General features: G+C 57.4%; 11 protein-coding genes. 2 read left to right on the forward strand and 9 right to left on the reverse strand.

Annotation, left to right across the window (positions count from 1 at the left end):
* Positions 1-99: 99 nt before the first annotated feature.
* The 5 genes from AC6IZD_RS01070 to AC6IZD_RS01090 form a co-directional block, all read right to left on the reverse strand.
* On the reverse strand, positions 100-423 hold the full coding sequence (locus tag AC6IZD_RS01070) for a hypothetical protein (protein WP_497785828.1): 324 nt from the start codon (positions 421-423) through the stop codon (positions 100-102).
* Positions 424-443: 20 nt separating this feature from the next.
* Complete coding sequence (locus AC6IZD_RS01075; protein WP_497785829.1) at positions 444-2021, reverse strand: acyl-CoA carboxylase subunit beta; 1578 nt, start codon at positions 2019-2021, stop codon at positions 444-446.
* Between the two features lie 21 nt (positions 2022-2042).
* Entirely contained in the window at positions 2043-3551 is a 1509-nt protein-coding gene (locus AC6IZD_RS01080) for a methylmalonyl-CoA carboxytransferase subunit 5S (protein WP_497785830.1), read from the reverse strand.
* Between the two features lie 351 nt (positions 3552-3902).
* Positions 3903-7061: a protease pro-enzyme activation domain-containing protein gene (locus AC6IZD_RS01085; protein WP_497785831.1), complete on the reverse strand. Its 3159-nt coding sequence runs from the start codon at positions 7059-7061 to the stop codon at positions 3903-3905.
* Between the two features lie 222 nt (positions 7062-7283).
* Complete coding sequence (locus AC6IZD_RS01090; protein WP_497785832.1) at positions 7284-7772, reverse strand: Crp/Fnr family transcriptional regulator; 489 nt, start codon at positions 7770-7772, stop codon at positions 7284-7286.
* 187 nt (positions 7773-7959) lie between these two features.
* Between AC6IZD_RS01090 and AC6IZD_RS01095 the strand changes: the two genes are divergently transcribed.
* Positions 7960-8682, forward strand: coding sequence for a PASTA domain-containing protein (locus tag AC6IZD_RS01095; protein WP_497785833.1), 723 nt, complete (start codon positions 7960-7962; stop codon positions 8680-8682).
* 21 nt (positions 8683-8703) lie between these two features.
* Here AC6IZD_RS01095 and rsmB read toward each other — a convergent pair whose 3' ends face one another.
* From rsmB to aroC, 4 genes are all read right to left on the reverse strand, one after another.
* The gene (gene rsmB / locus AC6IZD_RS01100) at positions 8704-10032 is read right to left on the reverse strand and encodes a 16S rRNA (cytosine(967)-C(5))-methyltransferase RsmB (RefSeq protein WP_497785834.1); all 1329 of its coding nucleotides are present in this window, start codon (positions 10030-10032) and stop codon (positions 8704-8706) included.
* A gap of 218 nt (positions 10033-10250) precedes the next feature.
* The gene (gene fmt, locus AC6IZD_RS01105; RefSeq protein WP_497785835.1) at positions 10251-11186 is read right to left on the reverse strand and encodes a methionyl-tRNA formyltransferase; all 936 of its coding nucleotides are present in this window, start codon (positions 11184-11186) and stop codon (positions 10251-10253) included.
* A gap of 154 nt (positions 11187-11340) precedes the next feature.
* Complete coding sequence (gene def, locus AC6IZD_RS01110; RefSeq protein ID WP_497785836.1) at positions 11341-11850, reverse strand: peptide deformylase; 510 nt, start codon at positions 11848-11850, stop codon at positions 11341-11343.
* A 26-nt stretch (positions 11851-11876) separates the two neighbouring features.
* Entirely contained in the window at positions 11877-13070 is a 1194-nt protein-coding gene (aroC, locus tag AC6IZD_RS01115; RefSeq protein ID WP_497785837.1) for a chorismate synthase, read from the reverse strand.
* A 284-nt stretch (positions 13071-13354) separates the two neighbouring features.
* On the opposite strand from aroC, the gene AC6IZD_RS01120 reads away from it, so the two are divergent.
* The gene (locus tag AC6IZD_RS01120; protein WP_497785838.1) at positions 13355-14989 is read left to right on the forward strand and encodes a GAF domain-containing sensor histidine kinase; all 1635 of its coding nucleotides are present in this window, start codon (positions 13355-13357) and stop codon (positions 14987-14989) included.
* Positions 14990-15033: the final 44 nt, after the last annotated feature.

Raw genomic sequence — 15033 nt, forward strand, 5'->3', positions numbered from 1 at the left:
GTGGCGCACAGTTGCGCCTGGTCCTAAGCGGAGCACCGCACAATGTGGCGGTCCAAGGCCCCGGGAGTTTATCCCGGGGCGCCCCGGAGTCTTACCGCTTTAGCGCTTCAGGTTGTGCGAGGCTTGGATCGTTGCGCGTCCAGCCTGCGCCCATTGATTCACCGCCGGAATCTGTCGTGCCGAGCGGATCTTCACCTTCTTGCCAAGATATGCTGTGACTGCCACCGCGATAATTGCCAGCGTTTCCGGCGAAGTCACCTGCTCTTCCACGGTGGGAGTTTCCACCTTGGGGATCAGGGATTCAACGGCGCTGATGCGCTGTTCCAGTTCTTTCTTCAGCGCTTCCAGCTCCGCCTGCAACCGCTTCACCTCCGCTTCGGACGGGTTCTTGGTGGCGTTCTTATCTACTGCTGTCGATGCCATTCTCAATCTCCTCGCCGCTATTAGAGCGGAATCAGTCCGTGCTTCTTGGAAGGACGAAGTTCGCGCTTCGTTTCGAGCGCCTGCAGTGCATGTGCCAGCGAGCGGCGCGTCTGCGAAGGCTCAATCACGTCATCCACCAGACGGCGTCCGGCAGCGACATAAGGATTGGCGAACGCATCGCGATACGTCGCAATCAGTTCCTGCCGCTTCGCCTTCTTGTCGTCGGCTTCCGCGATTTCCTTGCGGAATACGATCTCGGCTGCGCCTTCGGCACCCATCACGGCAACTTCCGCCGTCGGCCATGCAAGGACGCGGTCAGCACCGAGGTCCTTGGAGCACATCGCGAGGTACGCACCGCCGTAGGCTTTGCGCAGAATGATGGTGATCTTCGGGCTGGTTGCCGCCGAGTACGCAAACAGCATCTTCGCGCCGTGACGGATGATCCCGCCGTACTCTTGCTGCACGCCCGGCAGGAAGCCCGGAACGTCCACGAAGGTCACGATGGGAATATTGAATGCATTCAGGAAGCGGATGAAGCGTGCCGCCTTGTCGCTGGCGTTGATGTCCAGCGCACCGGCCGAAACGCTCGGCTGGTTGGCGATAATGCCGATCGTCCGTCCCTCGATGCGTCCGAAGCCGATCACGATGTTGGGAGCGAAGCCCGGCTGCACTTCCATGAAGTCGTTGTGATCGAGGATCCGCGTCAGAACTTCGCGAACGTCGTATGCCTGCTTCGCATCCACCGGAACGATTCCATTCAGCGAAGGATCGTCTTCCATCGGGAACTCGTACTGCAGTCGCGGCGGATCTTCCAGGTTGTTCGAAGGAAGGAAGCTCAGCAAGCGACGGCAGATGTAGATCGCGTCGGAGTCGCTCTCGGCAACGAAGTGAACCACACCCGAATTGTTCATCTGTGCGACAGGGCCGCCCAGAGCTTCGGCTGAAACCACTTCGCCCGTAACCTGCTTAATGACTTGCGGGCCAGTGATGAACATCTGGGCCTGCTTGGTCTGGATGATGAAGTCGGTCAGCGCCGGGCTGTACACCGCGCCGCCTGCGCACGGTCCGCAGATCAGCGAGATCTGGGGCACAATGCCGCTCAGCATTACGTTGTTGTAGAACACGCGACCGTAGCCACCCAGTGCGTCGATGCCTTCCTGGATGCGAGCCCCGCCCGAGTCGTTGATGAAGACGAAAGGCGAGCCGGTCTTCAAGGCCAGCTTCATCACGTCAACAGCTTTGTCGTTGTGCACTTCGCCGGCAGCGCCGCCCGCCACGGTGAAGTCCTGGCTGGCCAGGTGCACCAAGCGGCCGTCGATCTGCGCGCATCCGGTCACAATGCCGTCTGCCGGAAGCTCTTTGCCTTCCATGCCAAACAGTGTTGCGCGGTGCTGTGCATAGGCGCCGATCTCTTCGAACGAGTTCTTGTCGACCAGTTTGTCCACGCGCTCGCGGGCGGTCATCTTGCCTTGCGAGTGCTGCTTTTCGATTCGTTTGTCGCCGCCGCCCTGTTCGATTGACGCGCGTTTTGCTTTAAGGGCCGCGATGCGCTCTTCCATCGTTTTGCTATTCGGCTGTGCCGAAACTGTGGTAGCCATTAGGTATCTGATCCCTTTCCTTTACCGCGCCGCCGCGACGGTGACGTTGTGGGTCTGTCCATTGACGGTGACCGCGTACTTGACCGGATCGGTGGGCTTGCCTGCAGCAGGTGCAGTCTTCGGCGCTGTCGCCGCTGCTGCTGCCTGTGCTGCCGGATCCTTGCCCAGGTTCTTCGGTCCCTGTTCGCGCGTGCCGAAGAACTTCGGCGCAACCTGCGGGAACATGGCGTAGGTCAACACATCTTCGTCGGTGCCGTTGCAGCCCTTCAGAGCCAATGCGTCGTCGCGCAGTGCCTCCCATTCCGGCTTCAGCAAGTCGGCCGGACGGCAGGTGATGGGTTCCTTCTTGGCGTGAGCTTTGGCCTTCTCAAGCACGGCAGGGTCCTTCGGTCCCAGCGTCTCGCCGTAGTAGCCAAGCATCAGATCGGCAAATTCACCAGTCAGGACCTTGTACTCGCCCATTAGCACGTTGAACACAGCCTGCGTGCCCACAATCTGCGAGCTCGGCGTAACCAGTGGCGGATATCCAGAAGCCTTGCGCACGCGCGGAACTTCCAGAAGCACCTGCTCCAGCTTGTCGCCGGCGCCCTGCTGCTTCAACTGGCTTTCCATGTTGCTGATCATGCCACCAGGGATCTGGCTGTTGAAGATTTCGGTTTCGACGCCCGTGATGTCGCTGAGGAACTCCTTGTAGCGCGGGCGAATCTTCTTGAAGTAGTTGCGAACCTTAAGCAGCTTGTCCATGTCGAGACGGGTTTCGATGCCGGTTCCTTCCAGCATTTCCACCAGGCTCTCGGTGGGATTGTGTCCCGGTCCGAGCGACAGCGAGCTGATCGAGGTGTCAACGATGTCCACTCCGGCTTCGATCGCCTTCATATAGCTCACCAGCGTGACGCCCGTGGTGGAGTGGCAGTGCAGGTGGACCAGGGTGTCCTCGCCGCACTTTTCCTTGATGCCCTTCACGATGTCATAAGCCGGTTGCGGCTTCAGTAGGGCGGCCATGTCCTTGATGCAGATCGAGTCGCAGCCCATTTCCTTCAGCTTCTGCGCCATCTCTACAAAGGCTTCAACCGTGTGCACCGGGCTCACCGTGTACGAAATGGTGCCCTGTGCGTGCTTGCCGCTCTTCTTCACTGCTGCAATCGAGGTCTTCAGGTTGCGAAGATCGTTGAGTGCATCGAACACGCGGAAAACATCCATTCCGTGTTCGGCTGCTTTCGCCACGAACCGCTCTACGACCGAATCTTCGTAGTGACGATAGCCAAGCAGGTTCTGGCCGCGCAGCAACATCTGCAGTCTGGTCTTCGGCAGCAGCTTGCGGAACATCTTCAGCCGCTCCCACGGATCCTCATTCAGGAAGCGGATGCAGGAGTCAAACGTGGCTCCGCCCCAGCACTCCAGCGACCAGTACCCGGCATTATCCAGGTCTTCGCAGGCTGGAATCATGTCTTCCATTGCCATGCGCGTCGCCATAAGCGACTGGTGCGCATCGCGGAGGATCAAATCAGTGACTTCAAGTATGCGTGTCATAATTGCGATTTTCCTTATTAGATACAGCCCTAATTACAGGTAACGCCTCTGCTCCCTATAGAGGCTGTGATTCAGGTCACAAAAAATGGCGACATTCGTGCCTTAATCCTTTCGAGCCATCACAAAAGGAGCGGTAAAATTCAATCTCTCTATGCTTGAGACTCTATCATTGGACCTACTATCCAGTGCTGGATAAATGTGAAAGTTGAGCAGTTTCACATCCTCCAGTTTAGTTGGAATCTCTGTTGCCGCGGTCCCTTTCCTTGTAATTCGCTCCTGCCTCGACACGTTCCTGCCTACGAGCAAGAAAAACCGCGTCCCCAAGAGGACGCGGTGTTCACATCAGTTTGCTTACGGAACCGTAACCGTGAGCGTTACAGCCGAGGGGTTAGTGACCGTGCCTGACCCGGTCGGCGTTACCGTCACCGTGTAGGTGCGAGCCGTCTTCTGGTTCTGGTTAGAGGTGGAACTTCCACCGCCTCCACCGCATGCGATTGCGAAGCCAGCCAGGCTAATCGCAGCAGCTGTCAGCAGTACCGCCAGTGCGCGCTTACGACGCAGTGTCAGCGGAGCTCCCAACAGAACGGTGCAGAACAGGATCGCTCCGCCGCTCTTCCACGGAGTCGCCGGAGGACGTGCGGCTGCGCTTGCTGTAGTGGTGATCGTCACGGTCGCGGTCGTAGTTCCGCCGCTCGTCAGCGTTACCGAAGGAACTGTGGCCGTGACATTGCCCGCCGGGCTTACCGAAGCCGTGAACGACACCGTTCCGGCATAGCCATTCACCGAAGCTAACGTGAGTGCAACCGTGTCGCTGCTGGCCGCACTGATCGTCTTTGAGGTCGCAGCCGCTGTGACCGTGTAGGTTGGAGCCCCTGCAACCGTCACGCTAGCCGTCCCGCTGGAGCCGCCAAAATTCGTATCTCCACCGTAAGTAGCCGTAATCGTATCGGTTCCCACAGAGAAGCCTTTCGCAGTCGTCACCGATATGTTGCTAAGCGTGGCTATCCCATTGGAGACGGTTGCCGTTCCAAGCGAGGTGGTGCCAACACTGAACGTAACAGTCCCAGTGATTGTTCCTGCGGTCGCCGAGCTTACATTTGCCGTGAGAGTCAGCGTGTCTCCGATTGTCACCGAGTTCGAGGATGCCGAAACAGTTGTGGTCGTTGTCGGCAAAGCATCGACCTCGAGGGCTGCCGTGCTGCTCGAGCTCGCAAAAGTTGAATCGCCGTTGTAAGTGGCCTTGACGGTATCGCTGCCCACCGAGAAACCATTGGCGGTGCTAACTGTCACGTTGCTCAGAGTCGCTGTCCCGTTCGAGATCGTTGCTGTCCCGAGCGATTTGCTGCCGACGCTAAACGTCACATTGCCAGAGATCGTTCCCGAAGTCGTGGACGTGACCGTTGCCGTCAGCGTGACCGTACGGTTCAACATTGCGGCGGTTGGTGACACGGCTAAACTCGTCGTTGTCGAATTCTTTGGCGTTCCGAGCGCCGCATCCAGCGCTCCAGCATCCACCGAGCCCAATCCGGTCACGAGATCATATCCAGTGCCTGCGTTGTAACCCACGAGTCCACCACTGCAGCCCGTACCCGTTGTGCAAGGTTGCTTGTTGGTTCCCGATGTGATGTCGTGGAACACAGAAGCATACGTTGTCGCGTTCGATGCCAGTGAATACAGCGTCTTGTTTAAGTTGCCGAAATTGCCGTACTTCTGAACCAGCAACGTGAGCAAGCCTGCGAACGAAGGTGATCCAGCAGACGTTCCTCCAAAGACCGTCAATCCGTTGTTAGTGTTCGGATCAGTCGATGCATAGCGGAACCCATTTACGCAAGACGCACCCAGCGACTGCGACGCAAGAGTAGCGTTATCGGGGAATACCTGCGTACATACGAGGTATCCGTCGTGGTCGGGCGACGCCGCGAAAGAAACGTCAGGGACGTAGCGCTTGCCAGCTCCGGTGTAATCGCTTTGCCAGCTTGGCAGACTGTAGAGCTGGCTCACGCCTCCGCCACCTGAAGACAGTGTCGCAGTGGAATCCTTCCCCTGCTCGTAGGCGGTGTCATTCCAGCTCGTCTCAGGAATGTATTGCAGTGCCGAACTGATGACATCTACGGAGGGTGTATAGCTCCAGTACTGATTGGCTCCGGTCTGGGGAATGGCTGCGGTTCCATCGGCGCTAAATGTGGTTCCACCGATGGCGGTCACATACGGGTAGCTAGCAGGCCAATCAGCGATTGCGCCGCTGTTTCCGAGCGTGGTGCCCTGATCGCATCCCGCCGCGCCTGCGTCACCGGATGAGTTCAGGATGCTCTGTCCCTGCGCTGCCGCTTGTGAAAGGTACGACTCGATAGACTGTCGATACGCTGCGTACAGGCCGGTCAGGTCGGTCTCGCAGTTTCCGTAGCTCATGCTGACTACCGGGAGTACCGCGCCGTTCACTTTGTACGTGCTTATAGCGTAGATTAGAGCTTCATACACGCCTTGATTCTTATCTGCTGCGCTCGCGTAAATGTAATCGACCGTGGCGTCCTTTGCGATACCGCCAGCCCATTCAACATCGAGGTCCGCCTCTCCCAGGTCGCTGACGCTTTCACCCGCGGTGCCCGTGCAGCTGGAACTGCTGATGCAGACATACGTGAGCTTGGTCGCCGGGAGCCCTGATGCCGAGCGGAACTGATCGACATCACTCTGCGGAAGATATGTCTGGCCCACGATGCCTACGTGCATGCCTGTGCCCGTAGCTGTCGGGTACACAGAACTCACGTTGTAAATCGTTGCCCAGTCGCCCGGAGTGAGGAAGTGGTTTCCCGAAGTGCCCGAGGTGAACTCAGCCGTCGGCTTTTTGAGCACTCCGTGTGGCTTGGGGCGGAAGCTATTTAGCCCGCCCACATTGTTCACCGTACCAGACAGGCTTTTCGGAACCATCACATCAGTTGAGTTCGCAATGTGAAGCTCGCCGTTGATCTGGTACTGGTGAATCTGCGTCCGGAAAGCCGCCTCGGCCTGTGCGACGGTTCCCGAGAAAGTTATCTGGTTGCGCGATGGCGCGACGCTCTTCACCGTGAACCCTTGTCCTGTGAGCCAAGATTTGACTTTAGCCAAATCTGTGTCGGTCAGCCCAAAGCGCGCACCGTACTCTTCCTGCGTAAGCCACTTGTGGTACTGCGCCGACTTCGGATCCTGCTGTGCCACCAGCAATACATCTAGCTCTGCTTTCTGCGCTGCCGAAAGCCCAATGCTCAGCGTCAGTGATTGCAGTGTCTTGTCCCCGCTTACAAGGCCCAGATCGGTTGCCTGCCGCGTCCACGGATGGACGCTTCCGGCAATTTTCACGCTTGAAACAGTGTTGGCGCTCAGTTCTTCGCTGATGCGATTGACGCGCGTTTTTGTCTGCGCAGCCATTGATGTCGAGGTAGCCGCTACTACGGCCGCCAGGGCGCAGACCGTCGCAATTTTGCCGAAGGCAAAATTTAGAAACGTCTTCCCACGCCAGAATTCTTTCAGTCTCATGAAACGGGCTCCCTAAGGGAATATGGAACACTGCAAGCAGCTACACAGGCGAGAGCTGCTTTCGTAGAACACTACCCCTGTTTACTCTGAAAGGCAAAGCTCAAACAGGCATTTTCGGGCAAAACGCAAGCTGAAAGTACCAAGATTTCCGGGAAGAGTATTAAGTGAAGAACTAAGGTATTTCTGGATACTGAATTACGAGGCGGGTTCTTCACCCGCCAATCAGCACTCGCAAGCTTGGCTGCACTGTCCGTGCAGTGAGCAGGACTCCTTCGTGCAATGCCGCATGTGGTCCTGCGTCTGGCGAAGCGCGCTGAGCTCGTCGCACATCATTCCCATCACCTGCATGCACAGCATCGGCTTTTCGCGCAGGATCTGGTTTACTGCTTCAGTTTCAAGGAAAACCGTTTCGGCATTCTCCAGGGCTTCAACGTCAAAGGCATACCGTCCCGAACAAAGTGCTGCTGGCAGTCCAAGCACCGATCGCGGACCCACCACATGGCACACCACTTCGCGTCCGCCCTCGCTCTCGAGCGAGACCCTCGCCGAGCCACTCACAATCAGGTGCACACCCCGAGCTGCATCGCCCACAGAAAACAGGCGATCGCCGCGCTGGCGTGTCTGCTTTTGTCCGAATGGTTCCAAAGCGCGTGCCACTTCTTCCGAAGCCTCAAACGGCAACGCCGATCCACCCTTTGCAATCGTTTCCAATGGATTCAAAACCTCACCCCCGCATTACTACTATCAACTCGACAAACATCGCGGTGTGATTTGCATCACGCTAGCATGTGACCACTTCGGGCATCTAGAACCGCGCAAATTAGCAATATCTTTCCCTCCCCCGTTCCCCCGGAGGTAACTTGTCTCAGCCAGCGTACCCAGCTACTCTGAACCCAGCATGATCCGATTCTTCCGAGTATTGGCTAAGATGCTGGTCTTGGTCATCGTGGCGCTTGCCTCGACCCTCATCAGCATGAGATTCGCCATCCATGGGCGCGAGGTCACCATACCCGACTTTCGCGGCATGGCTCCATCGGAAGCCGAACGTGTGGCGTTCGAGCATGGTCTCGAACTTTCGCATAGCGATCATTTCTATTCCGCAACGGTTCCTGCCGGGCATATTGTGTCGCAACAGCCCGAGCCCGGTACCCGAGTGCGCCGTGGATGGCGCGTGCAAGCCGCCGAAAGTCTTGGCGCGCAACTCATCGACATTCCACAGGTAACGGGACTCAGCCCGAGGGCCGCCGAGATCAATATTCGTCGTCGCGGTCTCGAGGTCGGAGCCTCGGCCGAGCTTCCTACCGACGCAGCCGCTCCTGAGGCAATCATTGCCCAAACTCCTGCTCCCGGAGCTCAGGGCGTTGCTGCACCTCGAGTTAGCCTGCTGTTGGCGGCTGCACTACCCGAAAAAGCCTATGCCATGCCAGACCTCACCGGAATGACAGTTTCCGACGCGAACGGCGTCATCAACCAGGCTGGTCTGAAGACCTCATCGGTCACCACGAGCAGCGACCCGTACATGAGTCCATCAGGAACGCCGATCGTTGTAGGACAGTCTCCCGCTCCCGGCACTCGCGTCACACCCGGAACCAGCGTCACACTCCAGGTCACCCGCTCCTGAGTCGAAAGCGCTGCTAGCGCCCTAGCGTTTTCTCATTACAGCCGCAAAGAATCCATCGCACGGCAGCGTTCCGGGAAGCGTTCTTAGGAATTTTCTTCGCACGATGCTGGCAACATCAATCTCCGCCAACTCGCCTTCGCTTTGCAGCTCTCCCAGCACACATGCACAATCGACCAGCTCCAGTGAAGCGTCTCTACTTAGAACACGCTCCACCACCCGCTCGCCCTCTTCCGGTTCAAGCGAACAGGTCGAGTACACAAGCCGTCCTCCAGGAGCCAGCGCCGAAATCGCGGAATCTAATATCGACACTTGCAAATGTTGAAGGCTGGTAAGGTCGTCTGCCTGCAAGCGCCACTTGATTTCCGGATTTGACGCCAGCGTGCCTGTTCCGCTGCACGGAACATCCGCCAGCACGCAATCGAACTTTTCCTCGAATTCCATCTTGATCACGTCGGCCGTCACGACTTCTACGTCCAGCCCTGCAACACGCTCTTTCAACAATCGTGCGCGATGCTCATGCAATTCCATGGCTGTGATCTTCGCTTCGGGATTGCGCGCCGCTATTGCAGCGGTTTTTCCTCCGGGTGCCGCGCAGCAGTCCAGAATCCGCGCCCCGTGTCCCACCATCATTGCGACCAGTTGCGAAGCTTCGTCCTGCACCGAGACCCGGTGTTCGTTGAACGCCTTGCTGTGTGCCAAGTCACCGGAAACGAGTCTGCGCGCAGATTTCAGTAGCGCTCCTGGGGCCATGCGTACTCCCTGCTCCAGCAATTCCTGCTCGATCACTGGAGAGGCCAGCCGCAAAGCAGCTACCGAAGCATGCTGGTTAGCCGCGCAAATAGCTCTCGCCGTGTCATATCCATATATGTCAATCCAGCGCGCCACCATCCACTCGGGATGCGCAAGCTCGGCAGCCAGCGCCGCCGCAGATGGATCGCCAGCGTCGACGACCGGAGTCTTGGCCGTAGCGACCAGTTTTCGCAGTACCGCATTCGCAAAAGGTGCCGCCGAGCGTTTTCCCGCCCGCTTCACCAATTCAACGCTTTCATGAACTGCAGCGTGCGCAGGAATCCGCTCCAGATGATTGAGCTGGCACGCTCCCAGTCGTAGCGCAACGCGTACTTCCGCATCGAGCCGCGACAACTTCTGCGAAGAGAACTTCGCAACCCTTGCATCCAGCTCGGACTGCCAGCGAAGCGTGCTCATCACCAACTCGTAAGCCAGTGCACGATCCTCTCGCGAGAGCCGATCCATACGCGCAGCATTCAACAACTCGGAGGCGTACGCCCCGTCGCGCTCTACCCTCATCAAAATGTCAAACGCAATCGTGCGCGCAGGCGATATCGCCATTCTTCATCCTCACTGTTGTTTGGTGCCAAGATGTTTTCAGCTGAGCGCAGCGAAGCATCTCTACGCCGCACGGGCTTACAGCCGCCGTGCAGGTGCCCCACCTTCGACGCGCGTTTTGTGCGCGGCTAAGGTGGGAGAGTAAAACGCCTATCGCTACACCAACCCCGGAGCCGTTCCTAGTCTTTAACAGCGCCCACACCGCTATTCGATCTCCGACATCACGCGCCGAACTCCTCGCCTTTCTTCGGCTGATATCCGTTGATGAAATCGCGAGTGCTCATGCGTCGCTTGCCTTCCAGTTGTAGCTCATCCACGGCAAGCACTGTCCCGGCATCGCATCCAATCCAAATCTCTCCATCGTGGATCGCAATCTCGCCTTTTCCGAGCCCAGCGCCTGCATGTACCGTGCGTATCGCATGCAGCGTGATCTGTTTTCCTCGAAACGTAGTAAACGCTCCCGGCCACGGCTGAAATCCGCGATACCGATTGCGAATAGCGGAAGCTGTGAGCGCAAAATCCACGCGCCCATCTTCACGCTTCAGAATCGGAGCCAATGTCGCCTGCGCATTGTCCTGCGGCTTCGGCTGCACACTCCCATCGTCTAGCGCAGACAATGTTTCCGCGAGCAGTTCTGCCCCCATCTGCGCCAACCGAGGAGCTAGCGTGACGCTCGTGTCATCGTCGCCAATCGTCATCTCGCGCTGCAGCAGAATGTCACCGGTATCGAGCCCTTCGTCGATCCGCATTGTCGTGTTGCCTGTGACCGTCTCGCCCATGGCGATCGCCCACTGGATCGGTGCCGCACCGCGATATTTCGGCAGCAGCGAAGCGTGCAGATTGATGTTGCCGTGCTTCGGCAAATCGAGCATCCAGCGTGGAATGATGCGCCCGTACCCGACGACCACAATGCATTCCGGCGCGATTGCCTCAAGTTGCACGCGAAATTCCAGATTGTTTTTGATCTTTTCTGGCTGCGCGATATCGAGGCCGAGCTCTATCGCTTTCTGCTTTACGGGAGACAGAGCCAGTTCCATGCCGCGTCCCTTCGGACGATCTGGCTGCGTTACAACCAACTTCACATCGTGGCCCGCACGCACCAGTTCATCCAGCGGCGCGACCGCAAACATAGGAGTACCGCAATAGACGATCTTCACATCTTCGATTGTAGTCGCTGAGAATCTTCGACGTTAAAGGGCAGACTTTGAAGGGAAGGGAATACCTTGACGGTGCCCCATCCTAACCGCCGCTCTTGCGGTTAGGGGGGTGTTGATTTTGCTGTTGCTCTTGCTTCTGCACGAACGGGGCAATCTACCACTCACCCTGACGTTTTAAGCGACGAATCTTCCGCTTGATCATGTCGCGCTTCAGCGCCGACAGATGGTGAATGTAGAGCGTGCCGTTCAGGTGATCGATTTCGTGCTGAAACGCGCGGGCCAGAAGATCCTCGCCCGTCTTTTCATACCAGTTTCCGTCCACATCCTGGGCCTTAATCGTCACGCGTTTGCCTCGAGCGAGGTTCTCGCGGAAATCCGGAATCGAGAGGCAGCCTTCGCCGCCGTTCTGCTTTCCTTCGACGTTTAGGATCTGCGGATTTGCCAGCACCAGCTTTGCTTCCGGATCTTCCTTGAACGATGTATCGATTACTGCCAGGTGTAGAGAGATTCCGATCTGCGGTGCGGCCAATCCAACGCCCTGAGCCTCATACATCGACTCAAACATGTCATCGACCAGCTTTTTTAGCTTGTCACCAAACTCCGTTACCGGCGCCGCTGGAGTTTCCAGCACGGGATCGCCGTATTTCACAATTGGATAGATCATTAGTTATTCCGTTAAGAATATAGCTCTTAAAAATTCCTAAGCTGCTCGCAATATCCGTCATAATTGCGACGAAGCTCAACCAGCGAGTCGCCGCCAAACTTCTCTAATGCTGCAGCAGCCAGCGTCAATGCCACCATGGCTTCGCCAACGACTCCTGCCGCTGGCACCGCGCACACATCCGAACGCTCATAGGCGGCCTTCACCGGTTCGCGGCTGGCAAAATCTACCGATCCCAGAGGTCGCCGAAGTGTGGAGATCGGCTTCAGGTGTCCACGAACTACGATATCGCAACCATTCGAGACACCGCCTTCAATTCCGCCTGAGTGATTACCCGCGCGGGTAAAATTCGTGAAATTGGACCGCAAAGCCCCTGCATTCTCCTGTGCGGAGTATCCAATCTCATCCTGCGCCGCTGAACCGTGCGAAGCTGCCGCCAGCACCCCGTCGCCAATTTCGACTGCCTTCACTGCCTGGATCGACATCACAGCCGACGCGAGCTTCCCGTCCAGCCGCTCGTCCCAGTTTGCGTAGGTACCCAGTCCCGGCGGAACGTTGTGCGCTACAACCTCGAACACGCCGCCAACGGTGTCGCCCGTGCGCAACACCGAATCCACCTCGGCCTTCATGCGCTGCTCGGACTCCGCATCGGCGCAATTCAGCAGCACGTCGTCTTTCTTCGCAAGCTCTTCGATTTCCGTCCAGGAAACCGTGCGTCCCAGCCGCGCCGAACCCACCTGGATCACATGGCTGAGCACTTGAATGTCGAGTGCTGCGAGAATCTGCTTCGCCACCGCCCCAGCAGCTACTCGTGCGGTTGTTTCCCTCGCGCTGGCGCGTTCCAGAATGTACCGGGCCTCTGGCAGATTGTATTTCAGTGCTCCGGCCAGATCCGCATGCCCCGGTCTCGGAGATTTCACCGCCTTATGCTTTGCCGGGTCGCCCTCTCCCACCGGCAGCGAATCCGTCCAGTTCTGCCAGTCGCGGTTCTCAATCAGCATCGCTATGGGCGAGCCGATCGTATGTCCGTGCCGCACTCCGCTAAGGATGCGAGCATGATCGCGCTCAATCTTCATTCGACCGCCGCGTCCAAATCCCTGCTGCCTCCGCCAGAGTTCGCGGTCAATGTAGGCCTCAGTCACAGACATGCCTGCAGGCAATCCCGAGATGTTGGCGATCAATGCCTCGCCATGCGACTCACCAGCGGTAAAAAATCGAAGCATTACAGGATTGTAAAGGAAGCTTTTGCCCTGATGCTCCCATCCATATCAGGTCTTTCCCACTTAGCGAGTGGTACACCTATAAGGTGTTAAGGTAACGACTTTATAGACAGTTTCACCTAAGTTAGTGATCATTGAGTCAATCACGGGGTGGAACCAGCGAATTACTTAGTGTTTCCCGGTCATAACTTCTTCAACTTACCTGGCGCAGCCGCTCACCGGTAGGCCGTTAGTTACTGATTGCTACATACAAAGCTGCTGTTCTTCTCTGCATCTAAATAGGAGTCATGGTGTCGACTGTATTACCCATCCAAGAGCCCGCCAGAGAGTTGATCCTTGAAGCGACAAACGCTCTGCAGCCTCATTTCGGCGAAATGACGGCCAATTGGCGGCAGCGAATGTTCGAGGAGTTTCAGTTCGAAGGCCGTGCCATGGTGGCTTTGGAACGTCTGAACCTGGGTGTCGGCTTCATGCTGTTCAGCCATTCGGACTTCAATCAGTTCACTGACAATCTGTACCACTACGGGCAGCGTCTGGCGAAACTGAGGGTCGATACCCGTGCCGTCGCACGCGCTCTGGAAATCTATCTTCAGGTAGCCGAACCCTTTATCGCTCAGGCCTTCGGGGACCGGCGTTATCCCGTCACGGCAGCTCTGGAAACCCTGGTTTCAGCCAGCTTCGTAGCCGTTTCCGGTGCCTATTTCGATGTGCAGCAGAGCGCAAGTGACGCGCTGCTCAAGGTTCTCGATGCCGAACTGTCAGCTGGAAATCTGAACACGCTGCTCGAACGCGTTCTGGGCATCACCACTGGCATATTCGGAGCCAACATCGGCGCTGTTCTGCTTGCGGATTCTGAAACCAACAAGCTTCGCGTTTGCAGTGCCACAGGCTTGCCTCCAAGTTTCGGTGACGAAATATCGATCGATGCTGGACAGGGTTTTACCGGACACATCTACGAAACCGGAGAGCCTGAGTTCCTGCCGGATCTGGCTCGGTCCAGCGGCCTTCTCAATCCCGAGTTGCGCAACAAGGCGGAATCGCTCTGGGGCATGCCGCTCAAGATCAACGAGCGCACCATCGGAGTCATCATCATCGGCTTCGAGAAGTCCTACCAGTGGTTGCCGACCGAGCTGGACTTGTTCCGCGCTGTTGCCGACCGTTCCGCGCTTGCTATCGATCGCGCCCGCATGACCGACGCGCTGCGCGAGCGTGAAATGCGCATTGTGGAGTTGAGCGGCCACCTGCTTAAGGCGCAGGAAGAAGAGCGCAAGCGCATCAGTCGCGAACTGCATGACGAAACCGGACAGGCGCTCATGGTGATCCGTCTTTACCTCGGCATGCTCGACGGCAGCGTGAAAACCCGTGAGGGAAAAGCCAAGATCGGCGAACTGCTCGGCGTTGTTGATCGCACCATCGAGGGAATTCGCCGCATCATCGGCCGCCTGTCACCACTAGTCTTGCAGGAACTCGGCTTGATCTCGGCGATTCGCAAAGAGGCCAAGGACCTGGCGAAGACCGCAGGCGTGAAGGCTCGCGTTGCCATCAGCGATGACGTGGGGCGCCTTGATCCCGTGATCGAAACTGCAATCTACCGCGTCGTGCAGGAGTGCTTGCACAATGTCGCAAAACACGCGCAAGCGCAGAACGTGAACATTCAGATGGATCGCAGTGGCGAAGCCATCAAACTCGTAATCGAGGACGACGGCGTAGGGATTCGCGCCGTATCCAATCCTCTTCGGCCGTCCTTCGGAATGGCTGGCATGCAGGAACGCATCAGCACCCTTGGTGGGCAGATGAAAGTGACTTCGCGTAAAGGCGAGGGAACCAAAATCGCAGTGACCGTGCCGGTGCCGTCGCGCATACAGGAATCCATGGAAAGCAATGCAAAAGAAGGTCGCGCGCTGACCGGCACGCGAAATTAATCAGGTAGCAAGCGAGAAATGAACATCAATATAACTGTGCAAGT

It is taken from the genome of Koromonas humicola, from assembly GCF_059726255.1.

What these genes read in the sequence shown, in the direction of transcription:
- def (WP_497785836.1), bottom strand. Translation starts at nt 11,850, where the DNA reads ATGATCTATCCAATTGTGAAATACGGCGATCCCGTGCTGGAAACTCCA.
- AC6IZD_RS01095 (WP_497785833.1), top strand. Translation starts at nt 7,960, where the DNA reads ATGATCCGATTCTTCCGAGTATTGGCTAAGATGCTGGTCTTGGTCATC.
- AC6IZD_RS01080 (WP_497785830.1), bottom strand. Translation starts at nt 3,551, where the DNA reads ATGACACGCATACTTGAAGTCACTGATTTGATCCTCCGCGATGCGCAC.
- AC6IZD_RS01085 (WP_497785831.1), bottom strand. Translation starts at nt 7,061, where the DNA reads ATGAGACTGAAAGAATTCTGGCGTGGGAAGACGTTTCTAAATTTTGCC.
- AC6IZD_RS01075 (WP_497785829.1), bottom strand. Translation starts at nt 2,021, where the DNA reads ATGGCTACCACAGTTTCGGCACAGCCGAATAGCAAAACGATGGAAGAG.
- aroC (WP_497785837.1), bottom strand. Translation starts at nt 13,070, where the DNA reads ATGCTTCGATTTTTTACCGCTGGTGAGTCGCATGGCGAGGCATTGATC.
- rsmB (WP_497785834.1), bottom strand. Translation starts at nt 10,032, where the DNA reads ATGGCGATATCGCCTGCGCGCACGATTGCGTTTGACATTTTGATGAGG.
- AC6IZD_RS01070 (WP_497785828.1), bottom strand. Translation starts at nt 423, where the DNA reads ATGGCATCGACAGCAGTAGATAAGAACGCCACCAAGAACCCGTCCGAA.
- AC6IZD_RS01120 (WP_497785838.1), top strand. Translation starts at nt 13,355, where the DNA reads ATGGTGTCGACTGTATTACCCATCCAAGAGCCCGCCAGAGAGTTGATC.